General features: G+C 58.6%; 17 protein-coding genes. 1 reads left to right on the forward strand and 16 read right to left on the reverse strand.

The features are described from left to right. Positions 1-110: 110 nt before the first annotated feature. Complete coding sequence (locus tag JWR17_RS02690; RefSeq protein WP_299828034.1) at positions 111-1,010, forward strand: DMT family transporter; 900 nt, start codon at positions 111-113, stop codon at positions 1,008-1,010. Positions 1,011-1,111: 101 nt separating this feature from the next. Here JWR17_RS02690 and JWR17_RS02695 read toward each other — a convergent pair whose 3' ends face one another. The 16 genes from JWR17_RS02695 to JWR17_RS02770 form a co-directional block, all read right to left on the reverse strand. Continuing rightward, entirely contained in the window at positions 1,112-1,858 is a 747-nt protein-coding gene (locus JWR17_RS02695; RefSeq protein WP_299828036.1) for a GGDEF domain-containing protein, read from the reverse strand. A gap of 7 nt (positions 1,859-1,865) precedes the next feature. Beyond that, positions 1,866-2,255 (reverse strand): DUF1987 domain-containing protein, encoded by a 390-nt coding sequence (locus JWR17_RS02700; RefSeq protein ID WP_299828038.1) that lies wholly within the window; start codon positions 2,253-2,255, stop codon positions 1,866-1,868. A gap of 20 nt (positions 2,256-2,275) precedes the next feature. After that, positions 2,276-2,848 carry a SiaB family protein kinase gene (locus JWR17_RS02705; RefSeq protein WP_299828040.1) on the reverse strand — a complete coding sequence of 191 codons (573 nt, stop codon included), beginning with the start codon at positions 2,846-2,848 and terminating at the stop codon, positions 2,276-2,278. Continuing rightward, positions 2,845-4,089, reverse strand: a complete 1,245-nt coding sequence (locus JWR17_RS02710; RefSeq protein ID WP_299828042.1) for a SpoIIE family protein phosphatase — start codon at positions 4,087-4,089, stop codon at positions 2,845-2,847. The genes JWR17_RS02705 and JWR17_RS02710 overlap by 4 nt, the downstream gene beginning before the upstream one ends. 135 nt (positions 4,090-4,224) lie before the next feature. Further along, positions 4,225-5,142, reverse strand: a complete 918-nt coding sequence (locus tag JWR17_RS02715) for a dihydrodipicolinate synthase family protein (RefSeq protein ID WP_299828044.1) — start codon at positions 5,140-5,142, stop codon at positions 4,225-4,227. 83 nt (positions 5,143-5,225) lie between these two features. Beyond that, complete coding sequence (locus JWR17_RS02720; RefSeq protein WP_299828046.1) at positions 5,226-6,263, reverse strand: proline racemase family protein; 1,038 nt, start codon at positions 6,261-6,263, stop codon at positions 5,226-5,228. Positions 6,264-6,396: 133 nt separating this feature from the next. After that, positions 6,397-7,119: an amino acid ABC transporter ATP-binding protein gene (locus JWR17_RS02725; RefSeq protein WP_299828048.1), complete on the reverse strand. Its 723-nt coding sequence runs from the start codon at positions 7,117-7,119 to the stop codon at positions 6,397-6,399. After that, positions 7,112-7,762, reverse strand: coding sequence for an amino acid ABC transporter permease (locus JWR17_RS02730; RefSeq protein ID WP_299828066.1), 651 nt, complete (start codon positions 7,760-7,762; stop codon positions 7,112-7,114). The genes JWR17_RS02725 and JWR17_RS02730 overlap by 8 nt, the downstream gene beginning before the upstream one ends. Positions 7,763-7,771: 9 nt before the next feature. Then, positions 7,772-8,437, reverse strand: coding sequence for an amino acid ABC transporter permease (locus JWR17_RS02735; protein WP_299828050.1), 666 nt, complete (start codon positions 8,435-8,437; stop codon positions 7,772-7,774). Beyond that, positions 8,430-10,196 (reverse strand): aconitase family protein, encoded by a 1,767-nt coding sequence (locus JWR17_RS02740; RefSeq protein WP_299828052.1) that lies wholly within the window; start codon positions 10,194-10,196, stop codon positions 8,430-8,432. The genes JWR17_RS02735 and JWR17_RS02740 overlap by 8 nt, the downstream gene beginning before the upstream one ends. Positions 10,197-10,271: 75 nt before the next feature. Continuing rightward, on the reverse strand, positions 10,272-11,090 hold the full coding sequence (locus JWR17_RS02745; RefSeq protein WP_299828053.1) for a transporter substrate-binding domain-containing protein: 819 nt from the start codon (positions 11,088-11,090) through the stop codon (positions 10,272-10,274). A gap of 374 nt (positions 11,091-11,464) precedes the next feature. After that, entirely contained in the window at positions 11,465-12,145 is a 681-nt protein-coding gene (locus tag JWR17_RS02750; protein ID WP_299828055.1) for a GntR family transcriptional regulator, read from the reverse strand. 56 nt (positions 12,146-12,201) lie between these two features. Continuing rightward, positions 12,202-13,470, reverse strand: coding sequence for an FAD/NAD(P)-binding oxidoreductase (locus JWR17_RS02755; protein ID WP_299828057.1), 1,269 nt, complete (start codon positions 13,468-13,470; stop codon positions 12,202-12,204). Next, complete coding sequence (locus JWR17_RS02760; protein ID WP_299828058.1) at positions 13,467-13,703, reverse strand: (2Fe-2S)-binding protein; 237 nt, start codon at positions 13,701-13,703, stop codon at positions 13,467-13,469. The genes JWR17_RS02755 and JWR17_RS02760 overlap by 4 nt, the downstream gene beginning before the upstream one ends. Continuing rightward, positions 13,700-14,821, reverse strand: a complete 1,122-nt coding sequence (locus JWR17_RS02765) for an FAD-dependent oxidoreductase (RefSeq protein ID WP_299828060.1) — start codon at positions 14,819-14,821, stop codon at positions 13,700-13,702. The genes JWR17_RS02760 and JWR17_RS02765 overlap by 4 nt, the downstream gene beginning before the upstream one ends. Then, on the reverse strand, positions 14,818-15,651 hold an 834-nt coding region (locus JWR17_RS02770), incomplete at its 5' end, for a 4-hydroxyproline epimerase (RefSeq protein ID WP_299828062.1). The genes JWR17_RS02765 and JWR17_RS02770, both read right to left, overlap by 4 nt.

Below are 15,651 nucleotides of genomic sequence, written 5' to 3' on the forward strand. Positions count from 1 at the left end.
ATCGAATTGGCCTTAATAAAGAAGGCCCAGATCGATTCTAGCCTTCTATTAACTATGGAAGCGCTCCACGTTGATTGTTCATACTTTAGCCCTCTTCAAGGAGCTCAACCATGAACACTTCGCTGCGTCGCGGGTCGCTGGAAATGATCGCCGCCATGTTGATATCGGGAACCATTGGCTGGTTTGTGCTGGTATCCGGGCAGCCGGTGCTGGACGTAGTGTTCTGGCGCTGCGTGTTTGGCGCCGTCACATTGTTGTTGATCTGCGGCGTATCGGGTTTCTTGCGCCCCGGCATGTTGACCCGACGGATTTTCGCTTTGGTGGTAGTCAGCGGTGTCGCCATCGTTGGTAATTGGCTGCTGCTGTTTGCCTCTTATTCCCGTGCGTCAATTGCGATTGGTACGGCGGTGTATAACGTTCAGCCGTTCATGTTGGTGGGGTTGGCCGCGCTGTTTCTCGGCGAAAAAATCACCCTGCAAAAAATGATGTGGCTTGTCTTGGCGTTTCTCGGGATGCTGGCGATTGTCAGCGCCCATGGCGATCAGGGGGGAACCGGTGATGAATATTTGCTGGGCATCGCGTTGGCATTGGGCGCCGCTCTGCTGTATGCCTTGGCCGCGCTGATTATCAAGCGCCTGGCAGGTACTCCGCCGCATTTGATTGCGCTGATTCAGGTCAGCACCGGGGCGCTGTTGCTGGCGCCTTGGGCGCACTTCGATGGATTACCGCAGCAGCCCGCCGCGTGGTCGAGTCTGGTGACCCTGGGTGTGGTGCACACCGGAGTGATGTACGTGCTGCTGTACGGTGCTATTCAGAAGTTGCCGACTGCGCTGACCGGAGCGCTGTCGTTCATCTACCCGATTGCGGCTATCTTCGTCGATTGGTTCGCCTTCGGCCATCGCCTGAATCCGCTGCAATGGCTGGGTGTGATTGCGATTTTGCTGGCCGCAGCGGGGATGCAACAGGGTTGGGGATGGCGCTCAAGTCGAGTCGTTGTGCCGTCACGCTGAAAACACAAACCACTGTAGGAGCCAACTTGGTGGCGAGGCGGTATGTCTGACGCACCGAAAATCCATCGCGAACACGTTCGCTCCTACAGATGGATGAGTGTTTAAACCGCGACCTCTACGCAGTTACGGCCGGCGCGTTTGGCGCAATACAGCGCGGCGTCGGCGAAGCTGTAGGCGGTGTCGAAATCAGTTCCGCCAGGGCTGATGCTGACACCGAAACTGGCGGTGATGTGTCGATTCACCGGGGCTGCGAATACATGGCTCGCAATAGCGTCACGCATGGCTTCGGCTAGCTGGACGCCGTCTGCGAGGTTTCCGGTAGGCAGTAGCACGGTGAATTCTTCGCCGCCGACTCGGCCGATGATCCCTTGGTCCCCCACGATGCGCCGCAAGCAGGTCACGATGCCCTGAATCACCGCATCGCCAGTGGGGTGACCGAAATCATCGTTGACGCGTTTGAAGAGATCGATGTCCAGCACAATCATCACCACGCTGCCGTCACGCAGGGCTTGCCCGGCCAGTTCAATCACCGCACCGCGGTTTAGCACGCCGGTCAGCGCGTCGTGAGTGGCCCGATGTTCGAGCTGCTGGGCCAAGGTTTTCAATTGCAGATTCAGCGCATTCATCTCGCGTTCGGCGCGGTCACTGCGACCAATCAGGCGCCGGGTCTCGCGCATCAAGCGTTCGAAGTGAGTGATCAACTCGCCCAGGGACCGGCAGTAAACGTCGGCGTCGGCGTGGGGAGCGGCATGGGCGGTCCGGGCGTTTTCCAGCGCGGCATTCTCGCTTTTGAACAAATCCGGCACTTCGTTGCTGAGCGCGTTCTGAGAAGTAGCTAAAGCGGGCATGGTGTTCTCACTGGATTGAAACCGGGTGATCGGTGAAATCGATGGCTTTGAAATCGGCTTGCAACTCCTCGCCGAATTCAAAAATCGTTTCGTCCTCTTCGTCGTGGTACCAATTCATTTGTACGCTGTTGCCGGCCTGGGCCGAGCGGTCCAGCGCATCGAAAATACTGAACAACATTTTGGTGCTGGAACTGTTGAAATACGCCAGGGACACGTTGGCGGTAATCGCCGCACCCTCGCAGGACGCCAGGTATTCGCGCAGCTGCAAAATAATCGGGGCATAGAACGCCGCTGCGTTCTCCGGGTATGACTCTCCCTTGAGCGACAACAAATGTTGATCAAAACGAAAGTCGACCTCGGGAGAAGTGGCTGTTGCAGCGATATGCAGATTGTCCATGGTCGTGTCGCTCTTATTATTCAGATGATGGCTTTCAGACAAAACAGAGTGGTGTCGGGGTCGTCTGCGCGGGGGTGGAAAGCGAATTCCAGTGGCGCGCTGGCATCGCGTGCCATGGTCAAAAAGCCCAGCCCCGCACCTTTACTCTCCACCGGTGTTTCAGCGCGCAGGGAGGCTTTGTATGCCTGCTTGATTTGCTCAAGGGTCATGTCGCGCAGTGGTTCCAACTTCTCGCGCAAGGCGCTGACGTCGGTGGTGGCGATTGGGTTGGCGCAGAGCATCAGGTGGCCTTCCGGATTCGCCGAGATGCATACCGCGCCTTGACGCAGGCCGCTGCTGTCGAGCTCATCTGGAGGCAACGCGTCCGAGGAGTAGTGAATAATGTTTTGCGACAGCTCAACGAAAGACGAGAACAACTTGCGCCGTGTCGGGCCGCTGACACCGGACACCTCCAACTGCAATTTCACCACTTCGGCCATGGCCGCAACGATGCTGTGAGAGAAGTAGCCCATGTGATAAAAAATCACATTACGTTGTTGGGCCAAGTCGAAAAAAGCGCAGTCCTGATCGGACAGGGGCGAGAAAACACTCATAGGTTGTCCTGAATGCGGGCACAGAATAGGGTCAGGTCGTCGCGGCGGGTCTGGGTGGCTTGCCAGTCGCTAAGGGTGAGTCGCAATTTTTCGCAGATAACAGTAGCCGGTTCGGTCCGGTGTTCAAGAATCACGTCGCAGGCTTGGCGCTTGCCGAAAGCGATGCTGCGCGGGCCGCCGATTTGGTCGATCAAACCGTCGGTGGCAATAAACAAGACGCTGTCGGGCGGTACGACCACGGTGGTTTGGGTCCACTCGTAATCGGCGCGGCTGTCCACATAACCAACGCCCATGCGCTGGCCGGCGAGGGTCTCGAACTGGTCGGCTTCGGGCCTGAGAAGGTGCAGGGCAATCCGCGCGCCAGCAAAGGTCAGCTCGCAACGCTGGGTATCGAACCAGAAGAAGGCCGCGTCCATGCCGTCGTCGGATTCAGGACTGTCGTCGACGCCGTTGACCTGCCCCAGCAGACCTTTGACGCTGCGATTGACCGCTGCCAGCAACGCGGCCGGGTTATGCGGGCCAAGCTGTTCAAGTGCTTTTGACAATGACGACGAAGCAATCAAGGTCATGAATGCGCCAGGCACGCCATGCCCGGTGCAATCGGCCACTGCGCCGAACCAGCCGTCGGGATGCTTCGCGAAGTGGTAGAAGTCGCCGCCAACCACATCCCGTGGCTGCCACACCAGCGCCGCGTCGCGCAGCGTCAGTGCCAGGGTTTCCCGTGAAGCGCGGAGCATGGCGCGCTGAATGACGCTGGCGTATTCAATACTTTGCATGATCTGACGGTTCTTCTCCGCCTGCATCGCCGCCACGACACCCATCAAATTCAGGCCACTGCCGAGCCCAAGGAAACGGCCTTCACGGATCACGATAAAGCCGTCAGCCAATGCCTTCTCGCCAAACTCCACGGTTTTGAAGGTCAGGGCTTCAATGCTCATCCCGGCGTCGACAACCAGCGGCTCTTTGTCCATAAACGCGATGCAGCTTTTCTTGTCGTACAGCTCGCGGTGAAACGGTTTGCTCATCTGCGACAGGAAAATATTGCGGTTAATTAATCCAATCGGCTTGTCATCTTCCAGCACCGCAAGGCTCGTCAAGTCTCGATGTGTGGCGAACATTTCCATCACTTGCGCATTGGCGCCTGCAGCTTCGATGGTAGGCGTGTTCTGGCACAAATCGCCTGCACACCGATGATCGCCCGGCACGTAGGGACGACGAAAAGGCGAGAACGCTGGGTCCATGGGAGCTTTCCGGTAACCGGGGAAGGAGTGATGTTAAGTCGCCATTATTTCGGTTGTGTGACAAGGCGTTGTGGGAGCAGGAATTTCGTGAATTCAGGTAAGACGCGGCCGTTGGGCCGCGCCGAGATTAGATAGTTACAACCCAACGTCGAGCAGTACCGGGCGGTTGGCCAAGGCTTTGCTCATCAGCCCTTCGACGAATTCGCGGTCGACGTCTGGCAGCGGCAGGCGCGGGGGGCGGGTGAGCGAACTGCCACGGCCGGCCAGTTCTTCGCAAAGTTTGATGCATTGCACCAGGTCCGGACGGGCATCGAGGTGCAGCAACGGCATGAACCATTCGTAAAGTGGCATGGCATCCTTGAAGCGACCGTCACGGGCCAGGCGGAACAGGGTTTCACCTTCTTTCGGAAAGGCGTTGGACATCCCTGAGACCCAACCCACGGCGCCCACCGCAATGCTTTCCAGCACCACGTCATCGAGCCCGGCGAACAGCACGAAGCGGTCGCCTACCTCGTTACGCACGTCGATAAAACGCCGGGTGTCGCCCGATGAGTCCTTGAAGCAGACGATGTTTTCGCAGTCCGCCAAGGAAATAAGTATGTCTGGGGTGATGTCGTTTTTGTAGATCGGCGGGTTGTTGTAGACCATCACTGGCAGGTCGATGCTGGTTGCGACGCTACGAAAGTGCGCGGCGGCTTCGTGGGGTTTGGCCGAGTAAACTAACGCGGGCATGAGCATGATACCGTCGGCGCCGACGCGCTGGATTTCCTTGGCCAGTCTGGTGGCGTTGGCGCTGGTGAACTCAGCGATACCGGACAGCACCGGCACGCGACCGGCTGAGGCGTCTTTGGCGACTTCCACCAGCTGGATTTTTTCTTCACTGCTCAGCGAGGTGTTTTCGCCGACGGTGCCACAAATGATCAGACCGGACACGCCGTCGCGCACCAGGTTTTCGATGACTGTATGGGTGGCTTCAAAGTCGATGCTGAAGTCACTGCGAAATTGAGTGGTGACGGCGGGAAATACGCCGCTCCAGTTGACGGTTTTGCTCATGATGGCCTCCAAATGGCTTTAAGGTATTTCGTATACGTTCGGTTCAGGGCAAAGCTATGAGGTGAAATTCATTTGAATCCGGGTTAGATGTCCAAGTGCACCGGCCAGGTATCTGACAATTGATAACCGACGGGGTACGGGTCGCTAGGGTCGAGCATGTGTTGATGGGTGCCGGTGATCCATGCGCGGCCTGACAGGCAGGGCACAATGGCCGGTTTGTCCGCGACCCGAGTCACGGAGTCGATGCGGCAGTGAAATTCAGAACCAATGATGGAGCGGCCGATAAAGCGCTCGCCCACGGCCAGTTGGCCTTTGGCATGGAGTACCGCCATACGCGCCGAACAACCGGTGCCGCACGGTGAACGGTCGATTTTGCCAGGGCGGATGACCACGGCGTTGGCGGCGCTGGCAACGCCGTCGATACGGGTTACCGGGGCGGCGATCTGGCAAAACGAAATGTGCTTCCAGTCCGGGTTCAATGGGTGGGTGAAACCCAATTGTTCGTTTGCAGCCAAGGTGATTTTCAAGCCCATGGCCACCAGGTCAGCGGCTTCATCGGCCGATAGGGTAAAGCCCAGGCCGACCGAATCGACGATGACAAAACTGTCGCCTCCGTACGCAGTGTCGACTTGAATAGTACCCAGTCCGGGGACTTCAATCATGGCGTTCAGCTTGTCGGCGAAAGACGCGACGTTGCGGATCTCCACGCGCTCGGCTTTGCCGTTGCGGCAGTCGGCGATCACTTCAATCAAACCACCGGGCGCTTCCAGAATCAGCCGGGTTTGCGGCTCGGTCATCGGCACAATGCCGGCGTCCAACAGCACGGTGGCGACGCACATGGAGTTGGAGCCAGACATCGGCGGCACGTCGGCGGGCTCCATGATGATGAAGCCCATTTGCGCCAAGGGGTTTTTCGCTGGCACCAGCAAGTTAACGTGTCGGAACACACCGCCACGGGGTTCATTGAGCACGAAGTTACGCAACACGTTGTCATTGGCAATCCAGCGCGATTGCTCCCACAACGTGTCGCCGGGTGGCGCAACCACGCCGCCTACAATCACATCGCCGACTTCGCCTTCAGCATGGCAACTGATGACATGAATGACTTTCGATGACCGCACGTTTTATACCTCCTGAAATATGTAAAAACCGCTACACCAAGCGCGCTCCTACAGGCGAGACGACATGCCTGACACACCGCCCATACCGCTTCGCCAACACGTTGGCTCCTACAGAGGGGCTGCGCGGTTGCTGTTAATGAACCGATTTAAGAAACTCAATGGTTTCGGCCTTCTGCGGGTTACCAATCACTTGCTCTGGTGTGCCAATTTCATGCACCAGCCCGCTGCGCAAAAACGCCACGCGGTCTGACACGTCCCTGGCAAAGCGAATTTCGTGGGTGACCAGGACCATGGTCATTCCGTCTTCGGCGAGCATGCGCATGGTGTCCAGCACCTCACCCACCAACTGCGGATCCAGCGCCGAGGTGGCTTCGTCGAACAACATGTAATTGGGCGACATTGCCAGCGCACGGGCGATAGCCATGCGTTGCTGCTGACCGCCGGAAAGCTTGCCAGGAAACACTTTAAGCTTGTCGGCCAAACCCACGTGAGTCAGTTGCTTCACTGCCAATTCCTCGGCTTCGGCCGAACTTTTACCTAACACCTTACGCGGGGCCAACATCACGTTTTCCAACACGGTCAGATGCGGGAACGCATTGAACTGCTGAAACACAATGCCAATTTTCTGCCGCAGCTTGTTGAGGTCAGTGCTCTTGGCGTGCACCTGCGTGCCATCGACCCTAATGCTGCCGCTCTTGATGGACTCCAGGCCATTGATGCACATCAGCAGCGTCGATTTGCCGGACCCCGAGCCGCCGATGATCGACACCACTTCGCCTTTGTTCACCGTCAGGCTGACGCCCTTGATTACGTCGAGCTCGCCGAAGGATTTATATACGTTGTCGATCTCAATCATTTTCTTGCCACCTCGTTTCCAGTCGGGCGCCCAAGCGGGCGACCACCAGGCTCATGACGTAGTAAATAAGTCCTGCGATGCTCAACACCAGCAGCGGTTCGTCGATGCGGGTCACAATGGTTTGCGAGGCGCGCAATAATTCGATGATGCCGATCCACATCACCAATGCCGTGTCTTTCATCACCGACAGCGTCAGGTTCAGCCAGCCCGGAAAAGCCACCCGCATCGCGATGGGCATCACGATGAAGCGCAAATCTTGAAAGTAACTCAGGCCTAACGAACGGCTGGCGCGGCGCAACGTCAACGGCACCGCCAGCACACCGCCGCGGACGATTTCGGTGCAATACGCGGTGGCGTAAACCCCCAACACCACGCAACCGACGGTAAACGCAGTCCAGTTCAATCCGACAATGCTTTTCAACGCGTTGAACAACACAAACTGGATCAGCAGCGGCACGCTGCGAAACACATCCAGCAGCCAGGCAAGGAGCACCGTTGATCGTGGAAACAGGGCCCGCAGAAAACCGCAGACGATGCCCGCCAAGGTGCCGATGACCATTGCCGCGAGGGTCAACAGAATCGTGACCCAGGCGCCTTGCATCAGGTACATGAAGTCGTTGGTGGTAAAGCTGGTGGTGAACATACTCATTCCTTAATACCTGAACAGGCGCCAGCCCAGCAGACGGGCGACACCAACGATCAGCTTGGCAATCAGGTAATAAATCACCGCGGCCAAGGCAAAGAACTCGAAGGTACGGAAGGTTTTCACGTTGTAATCCTGGGTGACGCCGGTGAGGTCGTTATTCAGCCCGACCACCACTCCCAGCGACGTCATTAACACTGCCCAGACCATTTGATTGGTCAGCGGGTAAAACACGATGCGCAGCAGTTGCGGGACGATCACCAATCGATAGGCCTGTGGCGCGCTCATGCCCAGTGACCGGGCGGCGCGCATTTGCGTGTCTGGCACGGCCTTGAGGCCACCGCGAAAGTTCTCTGCCAGATAGCCCGCGTTATTGAAGGTAATCCCGGCCAGCAGCGCCAACCAAGAGCTCACGTGCAGACCAAACGAGCCCAGGCCGAAATACAGCATGTAGATCTGAAATAGCGACGGCGTGTTGCGCGCAACCGAGACCCATAGGTCGCCAAAACCCCGCAGCCAACGGTTGTCACCTTGGCGAATCAGCGTCAGGAGCAAAGCGATAATCACCCCGAAGATCATCGACAGCGCGGCGGTCTGAAACGTCACCACCGCGCCGTCGAGCATGTCCGGCAGTGCCTTGAACGCCGCCCGCCAATGGAAGGTGTAATCAAACATGGGCGGTCACCTCCACGGCGCTGTCCAGCCAGCGTGGCAGACGGCCACTGGTTTCGCCTGCGCAGGCCGCCGCGACGCACGCGGCGAGACTGCCGAAATGCACCAGACGACCTACAAGTCCTGGCGCGTAGTGCGCATATTTTCCCGAGTTGGTCATGAGCGTGCGGGCACCCACTGGTACCACGGGTTCGCCCAGCATGCACCAACAGGTGTCGGTGACGAATTGGACGCCGAAGGTTTCCAGCGCCGCCACGTAACCGGCCGTCATCGCCTGCCCATGAATGGCCCGGCCGCAGGTGATCACCATCGCTACGTCGGTGTGCTTGGTTTTACCGTGACAAAGGGCGGCCAGCGTCGCGCATTCGCTCAGGGAAAAGTGCGGATTGCCCAGTGAGACCAGATCAACCTTCAACTCTTCGGCGCTGTTGAGTTCTTTCCAACTGGCCTGCAGGTCTTGGAGGGTAATAAACAAGGTCCGCGGCGCGGGCAGATGGCCCAGCGCTGACTCCAGGGTGTCCGCTTCCGGTGTGACGCCGACAATATGGAACATCGGCGCGGCGGAGGTGGTGGCGAACGCGGCGCCAAAAGCCTTGAGGTCATCCAGATTGGGTTGCAGTGTTTCCAGGCCGCAGACCACCGGAATTTCGCTCCCGGCCAGTAACCCGACGTGATAGCCCAGCAGCGGGTAAAAGGCATCGTCCGGTTCGGCCAGCGGCGGCAGTTCAATGCGCAGTGTGGCGTGGCGTTGTAAGTCCAGGTGGCAACCGGTCAAGGGCGCGCGACCAGTGAGGGCGATGCAGATATCAAGATAGTCCGGGTATTTCAGGGTTCGCGCGCCCAACACACTGTTGGCGTACACCACGGCGTTGGATTCGGCCCAAACGATTTGCTCGCCGGCCTTGGGCGCGCTGTCCAGCAGGTAAGGGGCGCAGGTAAAACTGACTTTCGCACCCATGTCTAAATAGGCATCGCCCAGTTGGCTGGCAGGAACCCCCAGTGCGACGTCGATGCCTTGTTCACGCCACCGGCGCTTATCCACTGAAATGGAATTAAGGGTCGTGGGCACGCTGACTTTTGCGTTCCATGCCACCAGTTGCTGAGCAAAACGCAGGCTGGCGGGGCCGGTATAAATGCAACCGTCGATGTGCGCCTGGGTGATGTCCAGCAACTCGGTGGCGCCTTGCAGTTCAGCGACACGCAAAATGATCTGCATCGCCACTTGGGCGGCTTTGCCGTGGGCGCCCGCCAGCAATTCTCGGTCGCGAGGGTTGAGCGTGATCGTGGACGGTAATGCCGGGGTGATGGGTGGGGTATTGGCCAGGTCTGGAAGTGATGTTCCCTGGGCAAAACCTTTTAACGTGCCGGCTTCGATCTGCACAAAGTGCATGTCGCGCAACGCGGCAAAACCTTCGCGGCCGACACACATCACTGGGATGGACTGATGGAACATTTGTTCGGCGATGATCACGCCGAGGGTCAGGATGTCTTCAACCTGCTCAAAGACCAGCGCAGCCGGTGCATGACCGTTGAGGATCAATTCCAGCAACACACTGCTGCCGGTACACGAGCCGCGTCCGCTGGGGATCGCCAGCACGCGATGGGCGAGCACCGCGCCACACAACGGATGATGGCGGTCAATGATTTCGCCGCTGAACGGATCGACGCCGCCCCAAAAGCTCAAGCCAACCTCGCTATAGAGCAATTCGCCTTGCGCTGATCCAGCTACCAGGCTGCGGCCGCTTAACGACATATCAGGCATCGTGGGTTCCTACTTACAGACAGCAACACAGTAGAAAATGCCCGGCGCCAACACGACGCGCGGGCGCAAGCTCAATCAGCGATACACACCTGGAACCGTCAGGTTTACCGGTTCGCCACCCACCCATTTGGCGTACAGCTCTTTGTAGCGACCGTCTCGCACCTGGTGCTGGATGAATAGGTTGAGGTAGTTGATCAAGCCGTATTCGTCGCGTTTTGCAGCCAGTGCAACGTAGTCAATGACATACGGCGCTGGGCCGACGATGTCCAGATCCGGGAACTTGCCGGTTTTGATCACTGCAGCAGACACCGTGTTGGTGATCACCGTGGCATCGATATGGCCTTGCTCGACTGCCTGAATCGTATCGTTCTGAGTTTGGTAAGCGCGGAAGCTGCCTTTAGGGTCGTTCCAGGCCTTCACATCTTTTTCCAGCCCAATGGCTTCGAACGTACCGCTGGTATTACCGACCGGCTTGCCTTTGAGGTCTTCGTACTTGGTGATGCCCTTGCCTTTATGCGCCACGACCATCATCTGGAAGGCGAAGTACGGAATCGTCATGCCCACGGTTTTCGCCCGCTCCAGTGTGTCGGAGGTGGAGCCGACAATCACGTCGGCCCGCCCGGAAACCAACGCCGGGATACGGTCAGGAAACGGTGTATCAATGATTTCGGCCTTCACACCGAGGGTCTTTGCCAAGTCATTGCAATAGTCGACGTCAAATCCAATGGGGGTATTGCTTGCGTCGCGAGAGCCCATCGGCGGGAAGTCCAACGTAACCGCGCAACGCAAGGTGCCACTTTCAATGATGCTATCGAGCTTGTCGGCCTGCGCCGTGCTGATAAAGCACGCGCTGACTAATGCTGTTAGGGCTACGGCGGTTACTTGGTTCTTCATGTGAGGTTCTCTTGTCGTGATGTGCGGTCAGATGAGCTCGGTTTTAGTATTGAGGATTTCGTATACGTTATTTTATATGCAGAGGATGTGCCAGATTCTTGTAAGCGTGAGTACCGCGCGCGGGGACGCGGTTTGAGGAGTTTAGCGGGGATTAACGAGAAGGTTTGAAGCGGGGCGGTGTTACATAACGGAGCAAAAACAGTAACCGGTGAGCTTTTTTGGCCCAACCTGATGGCTCTTATCAAACAACGCATAACTTATTGAGATAAAAAATAATCTGTAGGCGCTGCCGAAGGCTGCGATTAGACCGGGAACCGGTCGCCCTCGTTATACCGCTGACGGTCGTGCGACCTTATCGCAGCCTTCGGCAGCGCCTACAGAGCGCATGGCCGGTTCGGCAGGTGTTCGTACAAGGTGCGGCATACGCCGATGATGTGCTGCTCGATCAGTTCGGCAGCTTTATTGGCGTCGCGGTCGCGACAGGCTTGAATGATCTCGCGGTGTTCAACGTTTGCCCGCTCTTTGCTTTCGCCCAAGGTCATTTGCAATCGCAGATAACGCTCGACCTTGTCGTGAATCGAGCGGATCAGGTTAGTCAAAAACGGCCGCTGCGCCGGTTCATACAAGCAGGCGTGCAGCTCCCAATTCAGTTCCGCCCAATGCCCAATGTCGTTGTTGTCGAGAAACTCATCACAAATCCGGTCTGCATTGGCGAAGGTCTCTTCGGTCATGTTCGGCACTGCCAAGCGAATCGCCTGAACCTCCAACAACACTCGAACCTCGAAAATCTGCGCCAGCTCCGGTTCGGAAATCTTGGTGACCACCGCGCCCCTGTTACGATGAAAAATCACCAAACCTTCGGCTTCCAGACGCTTCAGCGCCTCCCGTACCGGGATTTTACTGACGTTGAACAGCCCGGCGATTTCATCCTGACGAATCGGTTCACCCTCGGCAAAGTGACCGACGATGATCGCGTCGCGCAAATGCTTGGCGATTATTTCCGACGCGGTAGGAGTGATCCCCAGATTAGGAGGATTGAAACGAGGCAAGGGCAAGGAAATGGACCACTGGGTTTAAAAAGAAAATAGTGTATACGACGTACGATATGACTTCACAACGGATGTTCAACGATCTGCTCATCGGCCATATAGGCCAAGGTGCCGATTCTCGCCGGACTCAATGGCGGTCGCGGTGCCGGCGGCGTCCAATCGAACAAATAATGAGCGGCGGCGCCACACACTCGGCCCTGGCATGCGCCCATTCCGCAACGACTCTGCAGCTTGGCTTCGGTCCATCCGGAGCATGCTTGCAACGTCCCATAAGAAACATCTTCGCAACGGCAAACCAATGTCTGCGGCGTGGGCAAGGTTTTCAGCCGCGAATCCAGCGCAAAGGCCTGCCCCAGCACATCAGCGAACCCCTGCCAATGCCTACGCTGCCTCCATAACCCACGGGCTTTGTCCTGATTGCCCACTGCGGCATGACCGGCGATTGCGCCTTCGACCAAGGCCAGTTCGCTGCCGCCAAAACCGGTGCATTCGCCAGCCGCATAGTGATCGTCGAGGCTAGTGGTTTGCCAAACATCGACGGCAATCGCCTGATCAACGATCAAACAACCCAAGGCCTGTGCCAATTGGATATTAGGAATTAATCCAAAACCACAGGCCAGACGCTCACAAGCAACTTCCACGGTTTTGCCGCTCTGAAGCAACCGTACCGCGCGCAAACGGTCATCTCCCAACGCTTCCACTACATGACTCGAACAGCGGTAGCGAGCATTTAACAACGACCACGCTTGCAGCACTTTGCCTGGCCATTTCGGCAATTGCGCGGCGAACGCCATGACTGCGCCAAGCGATGCCTGCTCGGCGATGTGCAGCACATTCGCTCCGGCTTTTTTCGCCGAGGCGGCACTCGCCAGCAATAAAGGACCGCTGCCGGCAATGACTATCGACTCGCCCTGGACCGGCATACCGCCCTTGATCAGCGCCTGTAAGCCGCCCGCGCCCGTCACGCCCGGCAACGTCCAGCCGGGAAAGGGCAGCAGCAGTTCCCGTGCGCCCGTACACAGGATCAGCTTGTCGTAGCTCAGTTGCCAACCGCGCTCGGCGTCTTCCAGGAGCAAGCATTTAGGCCCGACGCGAGCGACTACCCTGGTGCCGTTATGCACGGTAATGTTGGCCGCGCTAGCCAGTGCCTCGCGGTAACGGCGGGCGCTGGGCGGCAGATGCGCTTGAGGCCCGTCGCGCCAAATCTGCCCGCCCGGCAGAGGGTTGTCGTCCAGCACCTTAATCTTCACGCCACTGGCGCCCGCCGCCAGCGCTGCGGCCATGCCCGCAGGCCCCGCGCCGATGATCAGCAGATCAATGTGTTCACTCATGGGCGGGTCTCCACCGACATTCCATTCAGGCACAGCGTCTGGCAGGCCAGGCGCCGTCGTCCATCTATGGTCACTCGGCATTCCTGGCACACGCCCATGCCGCACAATGGCGCTCGCGCCTCGCCGCTGACGGACAGGCGGCTGATGCCATCCGCGCCGAGATACAGCGCGGCGGCGACCGTGGTGCCGTTCGCCACCCGTACACTGACGCGGTTTATCTGCAATTCAATCATGAGACCGCCTCGGCAATTGCCGGCGCAGGACTGAAGCGCTCGAAACGGTAGGGCAGCGGATCAAATAACGGTTTTTCCCCAAACATCTGCGCCACCAGCACATGGGCGCTGCCCGGCGCGGTGGTCACGCCAAGTCCTTCATGACCCACCGCCAACCACAGGCCCGATTGCTGTGGATGTTCACCCAAAATCGGCAGCCCGTCCGGTGTGGCAGCACGGAAACCGGTCCAGCTGCGAATAGCATTCAGGTCCTCCAAACCCGGTAAATATTCCAGCGCACGCTTAAGCATCCGCGCCAGCACCGGGCCTTCCACTTCAGGGTCAAGGGTGTCGAACTGCCGGGACGAGCCGAGAAAAATCTGCCCGGTGGGCCGTGGCTGCGCATTGAATGCCACTGAAGTGCCTGTGTTGGCGTGGGCGCTGGTGATATAGCCCAGTTCCACCAGTTGATGATGAATCTGCACCGGGTAGCGATCAGTGATCAGCAAGTGGCCTTTCTTCGGTCGAATGGGCAGGTCGGGGCACAGCTGCGTGGCATGAATGCCGTTGGCCAAAATTACCGCTGTCGCACTCAACCAGCGCTGATCGTCCAAGCGCACGCGATTGCCATCGATTTCCATGACCGTGGCGTGGAGACGCGTGATCGTTGAAGCATGCCGAGCCAGCAACCAGCGGGCGGCGTTGGGCGCGTAAACAATGCCGTCGCCGCTGACCTTCAGCGCACCGAGCAAACCCTGGCGCAACGCCGGCTCTGCTGCCTGTAAAGCGTCGGCACCGAGCATTTCGCAGGCGACGCCATTGGCCTGCAGCGTGGCCATTTTCTGTTGGGCACCGTGCATTTCTGCCGCGTTCGCCGCCAGCCACAAGGTGCCGCAGTTGCGGTACGCGCAGTCGTCATCCAGGTCCCTGGCCAGTTCTCGCCAGACGCCAATGGAATATTGGCTCAGGGCCAATTCTGCCGGGCTGTCATCCATTGCGACCAAATGACCCATGCCCACCGCCGTTGCACCGCCGCGCTGGCTGTCGATGACCAGCACGTCCAGCCCGCGACCGGCTAGTTTATCGGCGCAAGCGCTGCCGATAATTCCGGCACCGATGACGATGACGTCTGCATTCATGGGCGAATGCCCCATGCGAACGGATCGTCGTCTTCTAGGATCAAGGTCGCTTCGGCACTGATGTGCGCCCTACCACGAATGGTCGGGATAATCTGCGGCTCACCGGCTTTCTCCCACTGGTAACTGCCTTCGAACTGGCTGCCGATCACACTGGCCTGACGCCAGATTTCACCGGGTTGCAGTTTGCCGTCAGCCGCCAGGCAGGCCAGTTTGGCGCTGGTGCCGGTGCCGCAGGGGGAGCGGTCGTATGCCTTTCCTGGACACAACACGAAGTTGCGGCTGTCGGCGTGGCTGTCAGGGGCAAACAGCTCGATGTGGTCGATCACGCCCTCGTCATCGCCGGATATGCCTTGGTCTTCCAGCGCCTGGCGCACGGCCCAGGAATAGGCGGTAAGGGCCTCCAGGTTATCGTTGGCCACGCTGAGGCCGTGGTCAGCGATCAGGAAAAACCAGTTTCCGCCCCAAGCGATGTCACCCGTAACCACCCCATGACCGGGCACCTCGACCTTCACCGCTTTGCGATAACGGTACGACGGCACGTTGCGCACGCTCACGGAGTGGTCCTGGTGCAGCGTGGCTTCGACGGTACCGACCGGCGTTTCGATGCGGTGCAGCCCCGGTTCGATCCGGCCTAAATGCGCGAGGGAAATGATCAAGCCGATGGTGCCATGGCCGCACATGCCGAGGTAGCCGGTGTTGTTGAAGAAGATCACGCCGGCGGCTGCGTCGGGCGACACCGGCTCGCACAGCAGCGCCCCGACCACCACGTCGCTGCCACGCGGCTCCAGCACGGTGGCGGCCCGCCAGGCGTCGTGCTCGGCGGCCAGCAA

Source organism: Pseudomonas sp. (assembly GCF_028293835.1).
GTDB lineage: Bacteria > Pseudomonadota > Gammaproteobacteria > Pseudomonadales > Pseudomonadaceae > Aquipseudomonas.